The 15712-nt window shown below is 34.2% G+C and carries 16 protein-coding genes and 1 pseudogene; 6 read left to right on the top strand and 11 right to left on the bottom strand.

Going from position 1 to position 15712, the window contains the following annotated elements:
• The first annotated feature begins 390 nt into the window (after window positions 1-390).
• The 4 genes and pseudogenes from mnmA (at window position 391) to PI23P_RS11340 (ending at window position 4519) form a co-directional block, all read left to right on the top strand.
• Window positions 391-1577 (top strand): annotated as a pseudogene (gene mnmA, locus PI23P_RS11355) (tRNA 2-thiouridine(34) synthase MnmA).
• A gap of 69 nt (window positions 1578-1646) precedes the next feature.
• Window positions 1647-3269: a S8 family serine peptidase gene (locus PI23P_RS11350; protein ID WP_004571004.1), complete on the top strand. Its 1623-nt coding sequence runs from the start codon at window positions 1647-1649 to the stop codon at window positions 3267-3269.
• Entirely contained in the window at window positions 3270-4211 is a 942-nt protein-coding gene (locus tag PI23P_RS11345) for an NAD(P)H-dependent flavin oxidoreductase (RefSeq protein ID WP_004571003.1), read from the top strand.
• Window positions 4212-4327: 116 nt separating this feature from the next.
• The gene (locus PI23P_RS11340; protein ID WP_004571002.1) at window positions 4328-4519 is read left to right on the top strand and encodes a cold-shock protein; all 192 of its coding nucleotides are present in this window, start codon (window positions 4328-4330) and stop codon (window positions 4517-4519) included.
• Window positions 4520-4773: 254 nt separating this feature from the next.
• On the opposite strand, the gene PI23P_RS11335 is transcribed toward PI23P_RS11340, so the two are convergent.
• The 9 genes from PI23P_RS11335 to PI23P_RS11295 all read right to left on the bottom strand — a co-directional run bounded on the left by PI23P_RS11335 (window position 4774) and on the right by PI23P_RS11295 (window position 12681).
• The gene (locus tag PI23P_RS11335; RefSeq protein ID WP_004571001.1) at window positions 4774-5676 is read right to left on the bottom strand and encodes a lytic transglycosylase domain-containing protein; all 903 of its coding nucleotides are present in this window, start codon (window positions 5674-5676) and stop codon (window positions 4774-4776) included.
• 40 nt (window positions 5677-5716) lie between these two features.
• Entirely contained in the window at window positions 5717-6376 is a 660-nt protein-coding gene (locus PI23P_RS11330) for a lipase family protein (RefSeq protein WP_004571000.1), read from the bottom strand.
• 59 nt (window positions 6377-6435) lie between these two features.
• Complete coding sequence (locus PI23P_RS11325; RefSeq protein ID WP_004570999.1) at window positions 6436-7446, bottom strand: endonuclease/exonuclease/phosphatase family protein; 1011 nt, start codon at window positions 7444-7446, stop codon at window positions 6436-6438.
• Entirely contained in the window at window positions 7447-8301 is an 855-nt protein-coding gene (locus tag PI23P_RS11320; RefSeq protein ID WP_004570998.1) for a rhomboid family intramembrane serine protease, read from the bottom strand. It abuts the gene before it with no gap.
• Complete coding sequence (locus PI23P_RS11315) at window positions 8298-9032, bottom strand: rhomboid family intramembrane serine protease (protein WP_004570997.1); 735 nt, start codon at window positions 9030-9032, stop codon at window positions 8298-8300. The genes PI23P_RS11320 and PI23P_RS11315 overlap by 4 nt, the downstream gene beginning before the upstream one ends.
• A 2-nt stretch (window positions 9033-9034) precedes the next feature.
• The gene (gene mutL, locus PI23P_RS11310) at window positions 9035-10849 is read right to left on the bottom strand and encodes a DNA mismatch repair endonuclease MutL (protein ID WP_004570996.1); all 1815 of its coding nucleotides are present in this window, start codon (window positions 10847-10849) and stop codon (window positions 9035-9037) included.
• Window positions 10849-11124, bottom strand: coding sequence for a hypothetical protein (locus PI23P_RS11305; protein ID WP_004570995.1), 276 nt, complete (start codon window positions 11122-11124; stop codon window positions 10849-10851). Before PI23P_RS11305 ends, mutL begins: the two co-directional genes overlap by 1 nt.
• Before the next feature lie 210 nt (window positions 11125-11334).
• Window positions 11335-11841 carry a 6,7-dimethyl-8-ribityllumazine synthase gene (gene ribH, locus PI23P_RS11300; protein ID WP_004570994.1) on the bottom strand — a complete coding sequence of 169 codons (507 nt, stop codon included), beginning with the start codon at window positions 11839-11841 and terminating at the stop codon, window positions 11335-11337.
• Between the two features lie 72 nt (window positions 11842-11913).
• Window positions 11914-12681, bottom strand: a complete 768-nt coding sequence (locus tag PI23P_RS11295; protein ID WP_004570993.1) for a tetratricopeptide repeat protein — start codon at window positions 12679-12681, stop codon at window positions 11914-11916.
• Window positions 12682-12794: 113 nt separating this feature from the next.
• Here PI23P_RS11295 and recF point away from each other — a divergent pair, with 113 nt between their 5' ends.
• Together recF and PI23P_RS11285 are read left to right on the top strand one after the other, a co-directional pair.
• Window positions 12795-13874 carry a DNA replication/repair protein RecF gene (recF, locus tag PI23P_RS11290; protein ID WP_004570992.1) on the top strand — a complete coding sequence of 360 codons (1080 nt, stop codon included), beginning with the start codon at window positions 12795-12797 and terminating at the stop codon, window positions 13872-13874.
• Between the two features lie 34 nt (window positions 13875-13908).
• Window positions 13909-14205 carry a DciA family protein gene (locus tag PI23P_RS11285; protein WP_004570991.1) on the top strand — a complete coding sequence of 99 codons (297 nt, stop codon included), beginning with the start codon at window positions 13909-13911 and terminating at the stop codon, window positions 14203-14205.
• 309 nt (window positions 14206-14514) lie between these two features.
• On the opposite strand, the gene PI23P_RS11280 is transcribed toward PI23P_RS11285, so the two are convergent.
• On the bottom strand, window positions 14515-14934 hold the full coding sequence (locus PI23P_RS11280) for a nucleoside-diphosphate kinase (protein WP_004570990.1): 420 nt from the start codon (window positions 14932-14934) through the stop codon (window positions 14515-14517).
• Window positions 14935-15239: 305 nt separating this feature from the next.
• Window positions 15240-15695: a metallophosphoesterase family protein gene (locus PI23P_RS11270; RefSeq protein WP_004570988.1), complete on the bottom strand. Its 456-nt coding sequence runs from the start codon at window positions 15693-15695 to the stop codon at window positions 15240-15242.
• Window positions 15696-15712 lie beyond the last annotated feature (17 nt).

The following is a 15712-nucleotide window of genomic DNA, read 5'->3' as shown; positions in this document are numbered from 1 at the left end:
TTTAGCATTTGCTGCTTTACACGCATTTTGTAATGCTTGCTGTACGTGTTGGTTTCATAGGGTTTTCTTTAAAAAAAAACTGAACTATTTGTTGGTATTTGCAGTCGATATTATTCTATTTTAAAAGTCCTTGTTGGTCTGTTTTCAACTTTTTTAGCGTTCAAATATGCTAATAATACAAGTCGCTGGTTGCTTGTTCTTTTTAGTATGCGGTAAGATTTAGTTTTTATGCTTTTTTAAACAACGTTCCTTATTTTACTGAAGATTAAATTTTTAACAAGTTAAAAGAAAAGTTGGGTATTTCTTCCTTCGCATTTAATCTGTTTTAAAAGCAGGTAGCAACGCAAACAAAAATCTAATTTGTATCTTTGTAGCCTATAAAAAAGACATATGAAACGAGTGATTGTTGGTCTATCGGGTGGTGTAGATTCTAGTGTTACGGCATACTTATTAAAAAAACAAGGATATGAAGTTATTGGGCTTTTCATGAAAAATTGGCATGATGATTCTGTAACCATTTCGAATGATTGTCCTTGGTTAGAGGATAGTAATGATGCAATGTTAGTGGCAGAGAAACTGGGAATTCCTTTTCAAGTGGTGGATTTGAGTAAAGATTACAAAGAACGTATTGTGGACTATATGTTTTCTGAATACCGAAAAGGAAGAACGCCCAACCCTGATGTGCTTTGTAATAGAGAAATAAAGTTTGATGTTTTTATGGACATTGCTTTAAAATTAGGCGCAGACTATGTAGCCACAGGGCACTACTGCAGAAAGGAAGAAGAAGTTATTGAGGGTGCTTCCGTTTACAAGCTGCTAGCAGGGAAAGATGTAAACAAAGATCAGTCTTATTTTTTATGCCAGCTTTCTCAAGATCAATTAGCAAAGCGCTGTTTCCAATCGGAGAATTAACAAAGCCAGAAGTTAGAGCTATCGCGAAGCAAGCTGATTTAATTACAGCAGAAAAGAAAGATTCCCAAGGTTTGTGTTTTATCGGCAAGGTGCGTCTTCCAGAGTTCTTGCAACAAAAATTACAGCCGAAAGAAGGCGAAATCATTAAGATTCCTTCTGATTTTTCACAATATAAGAGACACGTTCCAGAGTTTGAGAACAAAGAATGTGAACTTGAGTACTTTGCAACAAAGTTTGCATATGCTGCGGAAGATGGGAAGGTAGTTGGCAAGCACCAAGGGGCTCATTATTTTACAAAAGGACAGCGAAAAGGCTTAGATGTAGGTGGTACAAAAGAGGCTTTGTACGTGATAGAAACAGATGTCAACACAAATATTATTTATACGGGTGAAGGTAAAAATCACCAAGGCTTGTATCGAAATGTGTTATTTGTTTCAAACAAAGAAATACACTGGATTCGCAAAGATTTAATTTTAGCCATTGGTGAAAATTTGCGTGTTGAGGCTAGAATTAGATACCGCCAAACTCTAGAAAAAGCAGTATTGTATAAAGTTGAAAAAGGCATGTATGTCGAATTTGAAAATAAACAGTCTGCAATCCAAGAGGGACAGTTTGTCGCTTGGTATCAAAATGAGGAACTGCTAGGTTCTGGGGTTATTTCGTAAAAAAAAAGTGCTGTTTAAAAAAGTAGTAGCTTCGTCATGCGTATTTCATTTAATATAAAATGAACCCCCATGAAAAATTTATTACTCGCAGTCGCTTTTTTAATCTCGTTACAAATTTTTAGACAAGAAGACGCTTGGGTCTACCTTAGAAACAAACCCAATTCTAAAACGTATTTAGCAGCCCCTTTAAGCATGCTCTCAAGACGTGCTTTAGAAAGAAGGACACGTCAGAATATTTTGTTAGATTTGAAGGATGTTCCTTTAGACGCTGCTTACTACAATCAGATAAATGCTGCAACTGGAATTACAGTTTTGTCAAAATCAAAATGGTTGAATGCAATACATGTGCAAGGAACGCAAGGAGATATTAATAATTTAAAATCAAACTTTTTATTTGTAAGCCAAGTGGAATTTGCAAACACTCTTTTAAATCTAAAGGGCAAAAAATCTGAGCGTTCTTTTCAAAAAAAAAAGAATAAGTTTACAGCAATGAAGTCGAACTATCTTTATGGTACTTCTCAGACCCAAGTAACAATGTTAAATGCTGATTTTTTACATCGAAAAGGATTTACAGGAGCCGGAATGCTTATTGCAGTGATAGACGGTGGTTTTCCAAATGTAGACAAACTATTGGCGCTTCAAAGACTACGTGACAATAATCAAATTTTAGGAGGCTATGATTTCGTAAATAAGAGTGTTGATTTTTATACTGGAAGTAATCACGGGACAAATGTGTTATCAGACATTGCTGGTTTTGTAGAGGGTGTTTTTGTAGGCACTGCTCCTGATGCGTCTTTTTATTTATTTATATCAGAAGATGTGAACAATGAAGCTCCTTTAGAGGAAAGTTTATGGGTAGAAGCAGCAGAACGTGCAGATAGTTTAGGAGTGGATATAATTAATACTTCTTTGGGGTATACCACTTTTGACAATGACAATTACAGCCATTCGTATGCAGATATGGATGGTAGTACAACTTTTATTTCCCGGGGTGCAGAAATAGGAGCTTCTCGTGGCATGCTACTTGTAAATGCTGCTGGAAATTCAGGAAGTACTTCCTGGAAATATATGGGGGCCCCTGCGGATGCCGCTGGTGTTTTTACTGTGGGTGCTGTAAACGCTGTAGAAAATATCGCCTCTTTTAGTTCTTTTGGCCCCACTGCAGATAATCGCACAAAGCCAGATGTGTTAGCCCACGGTGAAAATATTTTTGTAATTGATCATTTAACAGGGCTGCCGAAGCCTTCGAATGGCACTTCTTTTTCGTCTCCAGTTATGAGTGGGGTAGTAGCTTGCTTTTGGCAAGCGTTCCCCAACTTAACAAATACGGAGGTGAGACAGCGAATTCGAGAAGCTGCAGATAGATATAACAGCCCAGACGAACAATATGGTTATGGAGTTCCAGATTTTAAGAAGGCATATGAAACTGTTTTAAATCTTGATAAAGAAAATTTAATACAAACAATAACAATATTTCCCAATCCAGTAACTCGTTTATTTACAATTAAATATAGCAGTACAAACATGCTTGAATTGAATCTCAAAATCTATAATTTATCTGGAAGTAAGGTTTTTGAGAAAAAAAATTTAAAAAGGAGCACAGTGGATATTTCAGGGCTAGATGCTGGAGTGTATATGCTTAAAGTGTCCCATGGATGTTCACAGAAAATTATTAAAATCGTTAAAAATTAAATGCAACAGAACATTACGAAATTATTCAATATTCAATATCCTGTTATTCAAGGTGGAATGATTTGGGTTTCAGGTTATAAGTTGGCTGCGGCAGTTTCAAATGCGGGTGGCTTAGGTTTGATTGGTGCAGGTTCTATGTATCCAGAAGTCTTAAGAAGCCATATTCAAAAATGCAAAAAGACTACAGAAAAGCCTTTTGGTGTTAACGTGCCACTATTGTATCCAGACATCGAAAAAATTATGGAAATCATTATCGAAGAGGGAGTAAAAGTTGTTTTTACTTCTGCGGGAAATCCAAAAACTTGGACTTCACTTCTTAAGAAAAATGGAATCACTGTTGTGCATGTTGTGAGCTCTGTGAAATTTGCGCTAAAAGCAGAACTCGCAGGAGTAGATGCTGTTGTTTGTGAAGGTTTTGAGGCAGGAGGTCACAATGGGAGAGAAGAAACAACGACTTTTACGCTAATACCCATGGTAAAGGAGCAAGTTAAAATTCCTGTGATTGCTGCGGGTGGTATTGCTACAGGCAGAGGTATGCTTGCGGCGATGGTTTTAGGAGCAGATGGAGTTCAAATAGGAAGTAGGTTTGCAGCAACAGAGGAGTCTTCGGCCCATCAACATTTTAAAAATAGTATTGTCGAAGTTAAAGATGGTGATACACACCTTACTTTAAAGGAATTAGCGCCAGTGCGCTTGATTAAGAATAAGTTTTATAACGAGTTACAAGCGTTATATCACTTAAAACCCTCAAAAGAGGAGTTGCGGGAATTTTTAGGAAGAGCGAGAGCAAAAAGAGGCATGTTTGAAGGAGATTTAGAGGGCGGTGAGCTAGAAATTGGTCAAATTGCTGGTTTAATTCATGAGATTAAGCCTGCTAAAATCGTTTTAAAGGAGATTTTAGAAGAGTTTAACCTTGTTAAGTCTCTCATTTACAAGTATTAATTTTTTTTTTAGAGATATCAATATATATTTTAGGAATATTACTCTTTTGGAAGTACCTTTGCACCTCAATAAATGTTCTCTGTAATTAAACAGAAAATATATTTAATTTTATTATAATGAATAAAGGTACCGTAAAATTTTTCAATGAATCTAAAGGATTCGGATTTATCACTGAAGAAGGAAACAATGAAGAGCATTTTGTGCACGTGTCAGGATTAGTAGACGAAATTCGTGAAAACGATGAGGTTGAATTTGACTTACAAGATGGAAGAAAAGGATTAAACGCAGTAAACGTAAGAGTTATATAATTATATATTATTACTATTTAATTTTTTATCTAAAAGCCTATCAATTATTTGATAGGCTTTTTTAGTGCCCTAAACGTAATTTTATGGGTAGATGTGTGCGTTTTTAACTGTGTTTTTCTCGTCGTGTAATAATATTAGAAAAAGGCAAGTGTTCAATGACAAGCGAGATAAGAGTATAAATGTTCTCTACTACTAGAGTGTTTTTTAGAAAAAGAGTGCTGCAGTATACGTAGCTGAGAATAATTGAATGTCGCTTATTTAAGAGGTATTTTAATTTCGTATAATTTCCTGCTAGCATTGTTTAATTTATTTTCGCGCAACCAAGGATTGTGAATTTTAAATACTTTGTAGTTAATTCCAAATTTCTCTGCAAATAAGGTGATGTTAGAAATTACGGTATCTACTGCCACAGTTCTTGTTTCTTCAATACTGTACAAATCGTTCTTATCAAATACAAAACCGTATTTTCTAGGATTTGATAGAATTTCTTTTAACGCCAATATTCTAAAAACATACCGTTCTGTTTCATTTGGCAATTTTGCATCATAATAGTTATCTACGTGCTGTGCTTCTAACCTACGTGCGATTCCGTAATTCCCAGCATTATATGCCGCAGCAGCTAATGTCCAGGACCCTAAGCGTTCCTTTGATTTTTTTAAATAGGCTGCAGCGACCGCTGTAGATTTTTCAATGTTGTAACGTTCGTCTACATTGTCGTTTATTTCAAGGCCATATTCTTTTCCTGTAGTTTCCATGAAATGCCACATACCAGCGGCTCCTGCGGAAGAGGTTTCGTCTGTAAACCCGCTTTCTGCTAAGGCAAGAAATTTAAAGTCATCTGGTAAATCGTGTTTTTTTAATAATGGTTCTAAAAGAGGAAAATATTTATGTGCTCTTTTTAGAAGCAAGATTCCGTTAGATTGCCAATAAGTATTTACTAAAAGCTCTCTTTCCATTCTTTCTTTAACATCATTAATTTCGACAGGAACTCGTTCGCCAGCTAAATTTAGATTGTCAGGAAGCTTTATTGATTTTATTTTATACGAGGGATGTGTCTGTATTTCAGGTTCTAAGTCTGATTTGTGAATGGCATTATAAAAGAGTATTGGTATGATACCAATACAGCTAAAAAAAAGAATGGATTTTAAATACTTCATAGCAAAATTTATAGTACTAAAGTATGAAAATAGCGGAGGATTAACAAGTTAAAATAGTATCAATAATTTCAGATATTATTTTTGCTTTTGTTAAAATTATAGCGTGTGTTCCTCCTTTAATTTCGATTGAATTCGGAATATTTTGAATCGGGAAAATGGGATCTTTAGTTCCGTGGATATGGACAATATTTTCAATTTGTTGTAATTGTTCCCAATGGAGCATTACAAATAAAGACCACTTTAAGTATTCCTTGTTTCTTACCGAAAGGTATTTTTGATAGAGCTGTGCTTTTTTACTTAAAGTTTCTCCCACAAAATATTTGGCATAATCTTCAAAGTTTTCTATTATTTTTAATGGAAATATTTTGTAGATTTTGGTGTGTTTTGCAACTCTATATTTAAGTGGCAATTCTGCATGACTTTTGATGCTAGAAATAATTATGATTTTTCTTGGGTGCACGAACTTTGCGATTTCTTGCACCAAAACGCCTCCAAAAGAGACACCAATTAGAACAGGTTTTTTTGCTTTTATGAAAGCACTCAAACGAAAGGCATAGTCTGAAATGTGTTCCTGAGGATGCAAAGGTTGAATCCAACGCAAGTAATGCAAAGTATATTTTTCCGGAGCCAATTTTAGATTCTCAAATATTTCTGGACCTGCAGCTAATCCAGGCATAAAATAGATCGGTATTTTTTCCATTTTTTTAAAACTATTTTAAAAAATAAAATTCATTTTTGGTTTTTGGGATTGAACATAGTTTACCAATTTATGTTTGCGCGTATTGGGAAATGGTCAGAATATATTTCAGTGAAGGTTTTAAATTGATTTATAATTGCAGCTTCATCGGTTAGAATAAAATCAATTCTTAATGGAAACCAATAATTGTAGGATTTTCCAAATCCTTCTCCAGCGACAATAAATGCATCTTTTTTGTTTTTAGAAATTTCATGATACATCCAGGAATAGGCCGTGTTATTAAAGTCGCCACAAATAATTTTTTTCCCCTTCCATTGTTTTTCGTGATTTAAAAAAAGTGCTGTTTGGCTTGCCTGTCTCTTAAAAGCCTGCGCAACTCTGCCTATTAACTTTTCTGAATTTTCTTCCCCAAAATTTTCTTCATTTGGTTTAATTTTCAAGGATTCAAAATGCGCATTATAAATTCGAATCGTATCTTTTTCTTTTAGGATATCCGCAAATATAATATTGTTACCAGTACTTTTTAAATCCAAAGAACCGGAATTTATAATTTTATATTTAGAGTAAATTGCCATGCCATATTTACTGCGCTTTGACCTTAATTTTATATAGCGATAGGGATAGGGAAGTTTATTTTTTTTTAATTGATAATATTCTTGAAGCACCAATATATCGAGCGCTTGGTCAGCAATGAATTCAAAGCCATTTTTGGTATTCTCTACTTTTTTTTTGTTGTTGAAGAAGTCAAATGTTTTGACGTTAAAACTCATTACTTTTAAATCCGAGTTTAAAGCCGATGCGTTCTCAGAGATTTTATACAATGGACTTGCAAAGAACCATCCAAAGATTAAAACAAGAAAAGACAGAAGAAACTGTTTCTTTAGCTTGATTATCCAATAGATTGTAAAAGCAACATTGACAAATAGCAAGGCGGGTACAAAAAGACTTAATATGGTAAATTCAGGGATGCTTTGCGGTGAGACATAAGGCAATAGAAAAGACAAGAGTAGCATGGTAGCAATGAGAGAATTGACCAAAAAGAACACGCGGTCTAAAAACTTTAAATTCTTCATCTATTTTTTACCTTGTTTAAATAAAAACTCTTTTTCGTTTTTTGTAAGCGTATCGTAGCCTGATTTACTTATTTTATCTAAGATCATGTCCACTTTTTCTTGGTGTAGCCCTTTTGATTTTGGGGTCTTTTCTTTTTTATTTGTCGCTTTGTGTACTGTTTTTAGCGTATTTTTTTTGGAATTAAAAAATGCCGAAAATACGTCGAAGAGCTTTATTTTTTTTGCACTCACCTGATTTACATATAGAAATCCAAATAAGCTTCCTCCTAAATGAGAAAAACTACCTCCAGCGTTTGGACCTACAAGGCCAATAATATCTAAAGCCAACCAAATTAACGCCAAGTGCCAAAGCTTTACAAAACCTAAAAATCTAATTTTCAACTCATAATTTGGCATGTAGGTTGATATGCCTATGAAAATGGCAGAAATCCCTGCAGAGGCTCCAACTAAAGTGCTATTTCTTCCTTCGAATAAAGGAAAGTAGCTTTGACTTAAAATAAATAAAACACCTCCAAATAAAGTACCAAAAAGGTAAAAATTTAAGGTTTGCTTTTGAGTGAAATATTGAGTGAAAAGATTGCCAACAAAATACAAGGTTATCATGTTGAAAATTAAATGAATAAAGTTTGCATGTAAGAAGCCATAAGAAAGTATAGACCACGGTTTTCCTACAAATTCATTGAAATTATCATCTAATGCAAACCATTGAACTAAAAAGTTTTGTTCCTGCTGATACAGGCTTTGGTACAAAGTAACTAGCAATGTACATGCAAAAATAGCCACGTTGATATAAATCAATTTTTCTATGATGCTTCCTGTTTTATACTTGTATTTTATTTTTTGGATAAAAGTCATTCGTAGCTTTTAAATTCATTTTTTTTCCAGTAATAGGCAATTATAAATCCAATTAGAGCACCACCGATATGGGCAAAGTGTGCAATATTCCCTACCGAGTATTTAGTAACACCAAAGAACAAGTCACCTAAAATCATGATCGGAATAAAGTATTTTGCCGCGATTGGGATCGGTAGAAAAATCAATGCTAGTTTTGCATCCTTATAGAACAGACCAAAGGCAGCCAAGACGCCATATACGGCTCCTGAGGCACCCACAGCAGGAGTGTGGTAAAGCATATAGATTTTGTCAAAGTCCGCTTGGGTTATCGCATCTTTTAAGTTATACCCGGCAGAGCTTCCTTTTTCTAGTATGGCAATGATTTCCGAATTGTTTAAACCGGCATTGATAAAAAGATCGTAAATTCCAGTGAATTGATAATAGTTTACCAGCGTATAAATTAAGCCTGCGCCAAGACCTGCAGAGAAATAAAAGAACAAGAATTTTTTCTTTCCCCACATTTGTTCTAAAGGTGAGCCAAATGCCCAAAGACCATACATGTTAAAAAGAATATGAGAGAAACTCCCGTGCATGAACATGTGTGTAATGTATTGCCAGATTCCGAAATTACCATTTTTTGGAAAATGCAAAGCTAAAATATTGGTAACATCCAATTGTAAAAGTTGTGGTGCTATGAATAGCAGCACATTAATTATGATAAGATGTTTTATACCATCAGTAATTTTGTTCATATTTAACTGTTGAATAGATGATCGATTTGTTGCAGTGTGAGTGTCTTAAAGCTTGCCTTTCCAAAGGGAGAAATAGTAGGTTCCTTGCATGAAAACAAGTCGTTTACCAAGCTTTCCTGTTCTTTTTCAGACAATCTAGTACCTGTTTTGATCGCCAATGTTTTTGCAAACGATTTTGCCATTACATCAAAATGTGAAAAACTTGTATCTGGTACCTCTAGATCCATGTCATTTAACAATTCTTCTAAAATAATAGAAATTTTACTTTCTGTTACTGAAATAGGAATGCCTTTTATAGTAACACTGTCTTTTGTAAACTCATCAAAAGAGAACCCAGCATTTTCTAATTCTGTTTTTATAGTGTATATCATTTCTATCTCTGCGGATGAAAATGATATTTGTACTGGAAATAGTAGTTGTTGACTGTTGGCTTCTTTTATTGTAATACTTTCTAAAAATTGTTCATATAAGATTCTCTGGTGCGCTAAGGATTGATTGATTAACACCACTCCAGATTTTATCAAACTCATGACATATTTGCGTTGAATTTGAAATGTTTTTTGTGTTTTTTCTTCTTCTAAGTGTTCAAATAAACTTGCGTTTTGTCCAGCATCAGAGGCGTCTACAGCGGTGTATAGCGATTCCCAACTTTGGGTTTCTTTCTCTCTTTTAAAGGGGAAGTTTATTTCTTTTTGGAATTCTTCTTTGAACGGATTAAAATCGGGGTCTACAAAAACTTTAGGAAGCGCTGTTCCTTTAGAGTTGGGTTGGAAGTTGTAGGGTGTATCCAATCCCGCATCTCTATTAAAGTCTAAAACGGGTGCCACGTTATATTGCCCTAAGCTGTGTTTTACAGTGGCTCTTAAAATAGCATACAATACTTTTTCGTTGTCAAATTTAATTTCCGTTTTTGTAGGGTGTATGTTGATGTCTATTGAATTCGCTGGCACGGTTAGATATAAGAAGTAAGAAGGATGCGCTCCGGATTCTAACAAACCGTCAAATGCACTCACCACTGCGTGGTTTAGGTAGGAACTCTTAATAAACCGATTGTTTACGAAAAAAAATTGTTCTCCTCTTTTTCTTTTTGAAAATTCTGGTTTCGCAATAAATCCTTGGATTGCTACAAGGTCTGTTTTTTCATTTATTGGAACTAATTTTTCATTCATTTTAATACCAAATACGGCAACAATGCGCTGTCGTAAGTTGCCTTCTTTGAGGTGGTATATTTCATTGTTGTTGTGGTGCAATAAAAATGAAATATCAGGATGCGCCAGTGCAACCCGTTGAAATTCGTCAATGATATGTCGGGTTTCTACCGTGTCTGATTTTAAAAAGTTTCTTCTTGCTGGAATGTTATAGAACAAGTTTTTTACCGCAAAGCTTGTACCTTTGCCGGTAGAAATAAAATCCTGAGAAATTACCTTACTTCCTTCAATTTTAATACCTGTTCCCAGTTCGTCATCTGATCGTTTTGTTTTTAATTCAACATGGGAAATGGCTGCTATAGATGCCAGAGCCTCCCCGCGAAAACCTTTCGTATTTAAATTAAATAGATCTTCTGCTTTTTGAATTTTTGAGGTCGCGTGTCGCTCAAAACTCATGCGTGCGTCTGTGGCACTCATACCCTTGCCATCATCAATTACCTGAATGAGGGTTTTACCAGCGTCTTTAAGCAGTAATTTTATATTTGTAGCCCCAGCATCAATGGCGTTTTCTATTAATTCTTTTACAACAGATGCAGGACGTTGTACCACTTCTCCTGCAGCAATTTGGTTTGCTACATGATCCGGTAAAAGTTGAATGATATCAGACATTACTTATTTATAAAAATGGATAGATCGAAATCTATGATGTAAAGACAGATGAATACTAAAATACTTATGATAATCAAAAGTGATTTGTTTGTTTTTTTATCTGAATCTTTAAGGTCTTTTAAGGCATCTCCAAACTTTCCTTTAATTCCTTTGTTTTTTCCGGCTGTAGTTCTAAACTGGTCTAACTTGTGTTCTATTTTAAAGGGACTTCCTTCACCTTTGTAAAAACGGGGTTGGTAATCAAATTTTTTGTTTGTACGTTTTAAAAATCCCATAAATAATGGATTAAAAATTAAGAGTAAATCTATTTTTATCTGCTTGATAAAAACGAAACAAATTTAAAGTATTTAAAGGAATTTTACTAAAAATGATGTTTAAAGTATTCCCAAAGTACAAAAGACTTAAAAATTACGATTTTATCAGTAACGGCTATACCTTATGGGGTGCGTGCAAAATATTAAATAGTGAGGATGTAAAATGTTGTTTTAAAAACCAATACTTTCACTTTTGCGCGCTATATTTTTCAATGCTGCCATTTTTACTGCCGCAACGGCACACTCAATTCCTTTGTTGCCCAAAGTTCCTCCGGATCGGTCTAATGATTGCTGTTTGGTGTTATCTGTTAAAACACAAAATATAACCGGAACATCATGTTTCACATTCAAGTCGATAATACCCTGAGTTACCCCTTCACAAACAAAATCGAAATGCTTTGTTTCTCCCTGAATAACATTTCCAATAGCAATAATGGCATCTACTTTTTGTGATTGAATCATTCTTTTACATCCGTAAACGAGTTCGAAACTTCCAGGAACATCCCAAGAAATAATATTTTCCTTTAGCGCTCCGCAAGCGATTAAAGTTTCTATTGCTCCTTTTTCAAGGTTTCTAGTAACGTCTGGATTCCATTCAGAAACAACAATCCCAAATCGAAAAGTTTTCGCATTTGGGATTGTTTTCTTATCGTAATAGGATAAATTTGTTGTTGCCATTTAATTTAGTATTGGTTTTTAATTTTCAATACATAGTGCGCGATTGCAAACTATATTTGTTTTTATTGAAACTTATTTTTTAGCGTATAAAGCGGCATTTATGAATTTCTCAACATCTTTGGCTTCCGTTGATGTTGGATAGTTTTCTTTAATTTTAGTAAATAAAGTAGCGGCTTTGTCAAATTCCTCTAACTGCATAGCAGTCATTCCGGCTTTGTATAAAAACAAAGGAGCTGTAAAGTCATTATTTTTCTTCTTTGCTGCTTTTTCATAATATTCTAGCGCTTGCTCTGCCTGATTGATATCAGCAAAGGCATCACCAACAGCACCTAAAGCTACAGGACCGAGCATTTCGTCTTCAGAATCAAAATTTTCTAAATATTCAATAGCCTTGTCATATTGCTTCATTTCTAAATAAGAAACACCGGCATAGTAGTTTGCTAGATTTCCTGCACTTGTTCCACTATAGCTTGCTGCGATGTCTAGAAAACCATAATTCCCGTCTGCACCCTCAAGACCTAGCATCAATAAAGAGTCTATTCCGACACCTGCTTTTGAGGCTTGATCATAAAACTTTCTAGGGAAAGCGAGTTCATTTGCAGCTTCTAATTCATTCGGTTGTGATACGTATTTAGTATATCCTAAAAAACATAAAAAGAGTACAACAATTCCTACTAAGGCAGAAAATAAAGGTTTGCTATTTGTTTCAATCCATTTCTCAGATTTTGTAGCAGTTTCCTCTAAAGTGTTTAAAACACCAGCAGTTTCGAATTGAGATTCGTCAACTTCTTGTTGTTCTTTTTTACCTTCCGCTTTGTATTTTTTCTTGTATGTTGCCATGTTTTCTTAAAATTTGTGGAAACAAAAATAGTTTTTTTTATTGGATTTGAAAAGGAGATAATTTGCAAAATTTTCAATAATTTGCAATTCGTTTTAAACACTACTAGTCAAATATGTATTTAAAGAAAATATCTTTATTAAATTTCAAGAATTTAGAAGCACAATCATTTGATTTTCAGCAAAAAATAAATTGTTTTGTTGGGAATAATGGTGTGGGAAAAACTAATATTTTAGACGCAATTTATTATCTTTCTTTTGCTAAAAGCTATTTTAATTCTGTTGCAATTCAAAATATTAGACACGGTGCGTCTTTTTTTATGGTAGAAGGTGACTATGTTATTGATCACAGAAATGAAAAAATTGTTTGCAGTTTAAAAAAAGGTCAAAAGAAAGTTTTGAAGCGAAATGGTAAGAGCTATGAAAAGTTTTCAGAGCACATAGGTCAATTGCCGTTGGTGATAATATCACCTGCCGATAGAGATTTAGTTACTGAAGGTAGTGATACGCGCAGGAAATTTATAGATGGTGTGATTTCGCAACAAAATAAAAACTATTTATTAGATTTATTGGCTTACAATAAGGTGTTAACGCAGCGAAATGCGCTTTTAAAGTACTTTGCAGCAAATAGAACTTTTGATGCTCTAAATCTAAGCGTGTATGATGCGCAGCTTTCTGAGTATGGCACCAGAATTTATGAGGTAAGAAAGGCATTTCTTGAAAAGTTTATTCCTATATTTAATGAAAAGTATCAGGTAATATCTAACGATAAAGAGCGTGTTGATCTCGTTTATAAAAGCCAGTTAAATGATTTTTCAATGAACAGTTTATTGCAAAAATCGCTAGAGAAGGATAAAATTTTACAGTACACAACAGCAGGCACACATAAAGACGATTTAAGTTTTGAAATAGGAGACTACCCCATTAAAAAGTTTGGTTCTCAAGGACAACAGAAATCATACTTAATCGCGTTAAAGTTCGCTCAATTTGAGTTTATCAAACAACAGTCGAATGTAGTACCAATTTTATTGCTTGATGATATTTTTGATAAGTTGGATGAAAGTCGTGTTTTACAAATTATTAACTTAGTCAATAATGACGAATTTGGGCAAATTTTCATCACTGATACGCATTCAGAGAGAACAGAAAATATTGTAAAACAAAGCAATAAGCCGTACAAGATTTTTAAGTTATAAGCAGTATTTTTAAGAAAAAGACAAAATAGAAAACATGTCAAAAAGAGAAAACGATTCCATTTCTATAGAAGATTTAATGCAACTTTTTATCAAAGAAAATAATTTGACAAAAGGCATGCAGAAAATTAAGATTGAAGAAACTTGGAGCAAAATGATGGGGCCGGGTGTTGCAACGCACACAAGCGCAGTTAAACTCCAAAATAAGACGCTGCTTATTCATTTAACTTCCTCTGTTTTGCGAGAGGAACTTAGTTATGGTAAAGAGAAAATTATTAAAATGATGAATGAGGAAATAGGAGAGGAAATTATAACGAAACTGATGTTGGTTTAACGAATAGTAAGAGTTCGTGTTATTTAGAAATCAATTTAGATTATTTTCTTAGGTTTTTTTATTGCATTTGAAATAGCACCATCCTGAGAGTTTCAGCGTCAAAATAAAAGGCTACATATTTTGATAACACACACGCATACACACACGACAACAGCGCAAGTTTTTTGTGTCTATTCCTATTGGAGATTTTTTTTGTTTACAACGGAAGTATTTTTTGTGGCTGTTGATACCTGATCTTGTAGGGTGCGCAAAAAAAAATTCGCAACATGTGTGTTGCGAATTTATAGCGTTTTAAAATAATTTTAACTCTTAAAATTGTTCTCTACCTGAGAAGTGAAAGTTTCCTTCAATTTGAGCATTTTCATCAGAATCAGAACCGTGTACTGCATTTTCTCCCATTGAGGTTGCATATAATTTTCTGATAGTTCCTTCGGCAGCATCTGCTGGATTTGTGGCACCTATTAGCGTTCTAAAATCGTCTACTGCATTGTCTTTTTCTAAGATGGCAGCAACTACTGGTCCCCGTGTCATAAATTCAACCAATTCACCAAAAAATGGTCGCTCATTGTGCACAGCATAAAAAGCTTCTGCATTTGCTTTCGTCATTTGGGTTTTTTTAAGGGCTACAATTCTAAATCCTGCAGCGTTAATTTTGTCTAAAATTGCACCCGTATGACCGTTTTCCACAGCGTCTGGTTTTAGCATTGTAAATGTTCTATTTGTTGCCATTTTATTTTTAATTTTTTGCAAAAGTACGCTTTTAAATATAAATATGGTGCTAGAGGGTAAACTTGAAATAATTCTTGCAATAACTTATTCTCTTTTCCCCGCATTTGCATGGAAATTTTATGTGCTTTAAAATTAAATTTTAAAAGTCTAAAACCAATTTCTGAAATTACATTTTGTACACGCAACTTGTTTTTTTTTGAAGTAAAATCGGTGTAGGCATGTGTAAGTCCATTCGAGGTAAAATCAATTAATGGAAAAGAGAGGTCGGTTATTTTTATCTTTGAAAATTCAGAAATATGACGTTCCTAGAGAGTAAGACCACACCTTTGGCTTTGCTTTTTAATGATTGCTTTAAGCTTGTCTATTTCATGGGGGAAATTGCCCCAAGTTTCAAATCCGTGTTCTGCTGATAAAACTTGGATACTACTCACAATAATATTAAAATCGGCATCCGTATTATTCAGCTCGTTGGTCAATCCTTTCCACTGTGCCTCTGCTAAAATTGCACCTTTTCCATATCTGTTTGGTGTATGTTTTTTATTCAATTTTGTGCTTTTTGTGAGTGCTGTTTTAAAATAGCGCGTGTCTAATACAGGTACTTTAACACGTCCTTTTTTTGTTTTAAAAATTTCAGAATGATAGACTCCTTTGTGGGATCTTCTTGAGTGGTCTTCTGGGGCTTCAAAAAAATCTAAAAAAATTTTTTGTGCCTCTGTTTTTTTTACAAAAATTTGCACCAGCATCGTTGATTCCATAGTCATGGTCATCCCATGTAGCT

It is taken from the genome of Polaribacter irgensii 23-P (assembly GCF_000153225.1).
Classification (GTDB): Bacteria; Bacteroidota; Bacteroidia; order Flavobacteriales; family Flavobacteriaceae; genus Polaribacter; species Polaribacter irgensii.
This window is presented reverse-complemented; position numbering and strand designations above follow the sequence as displayed.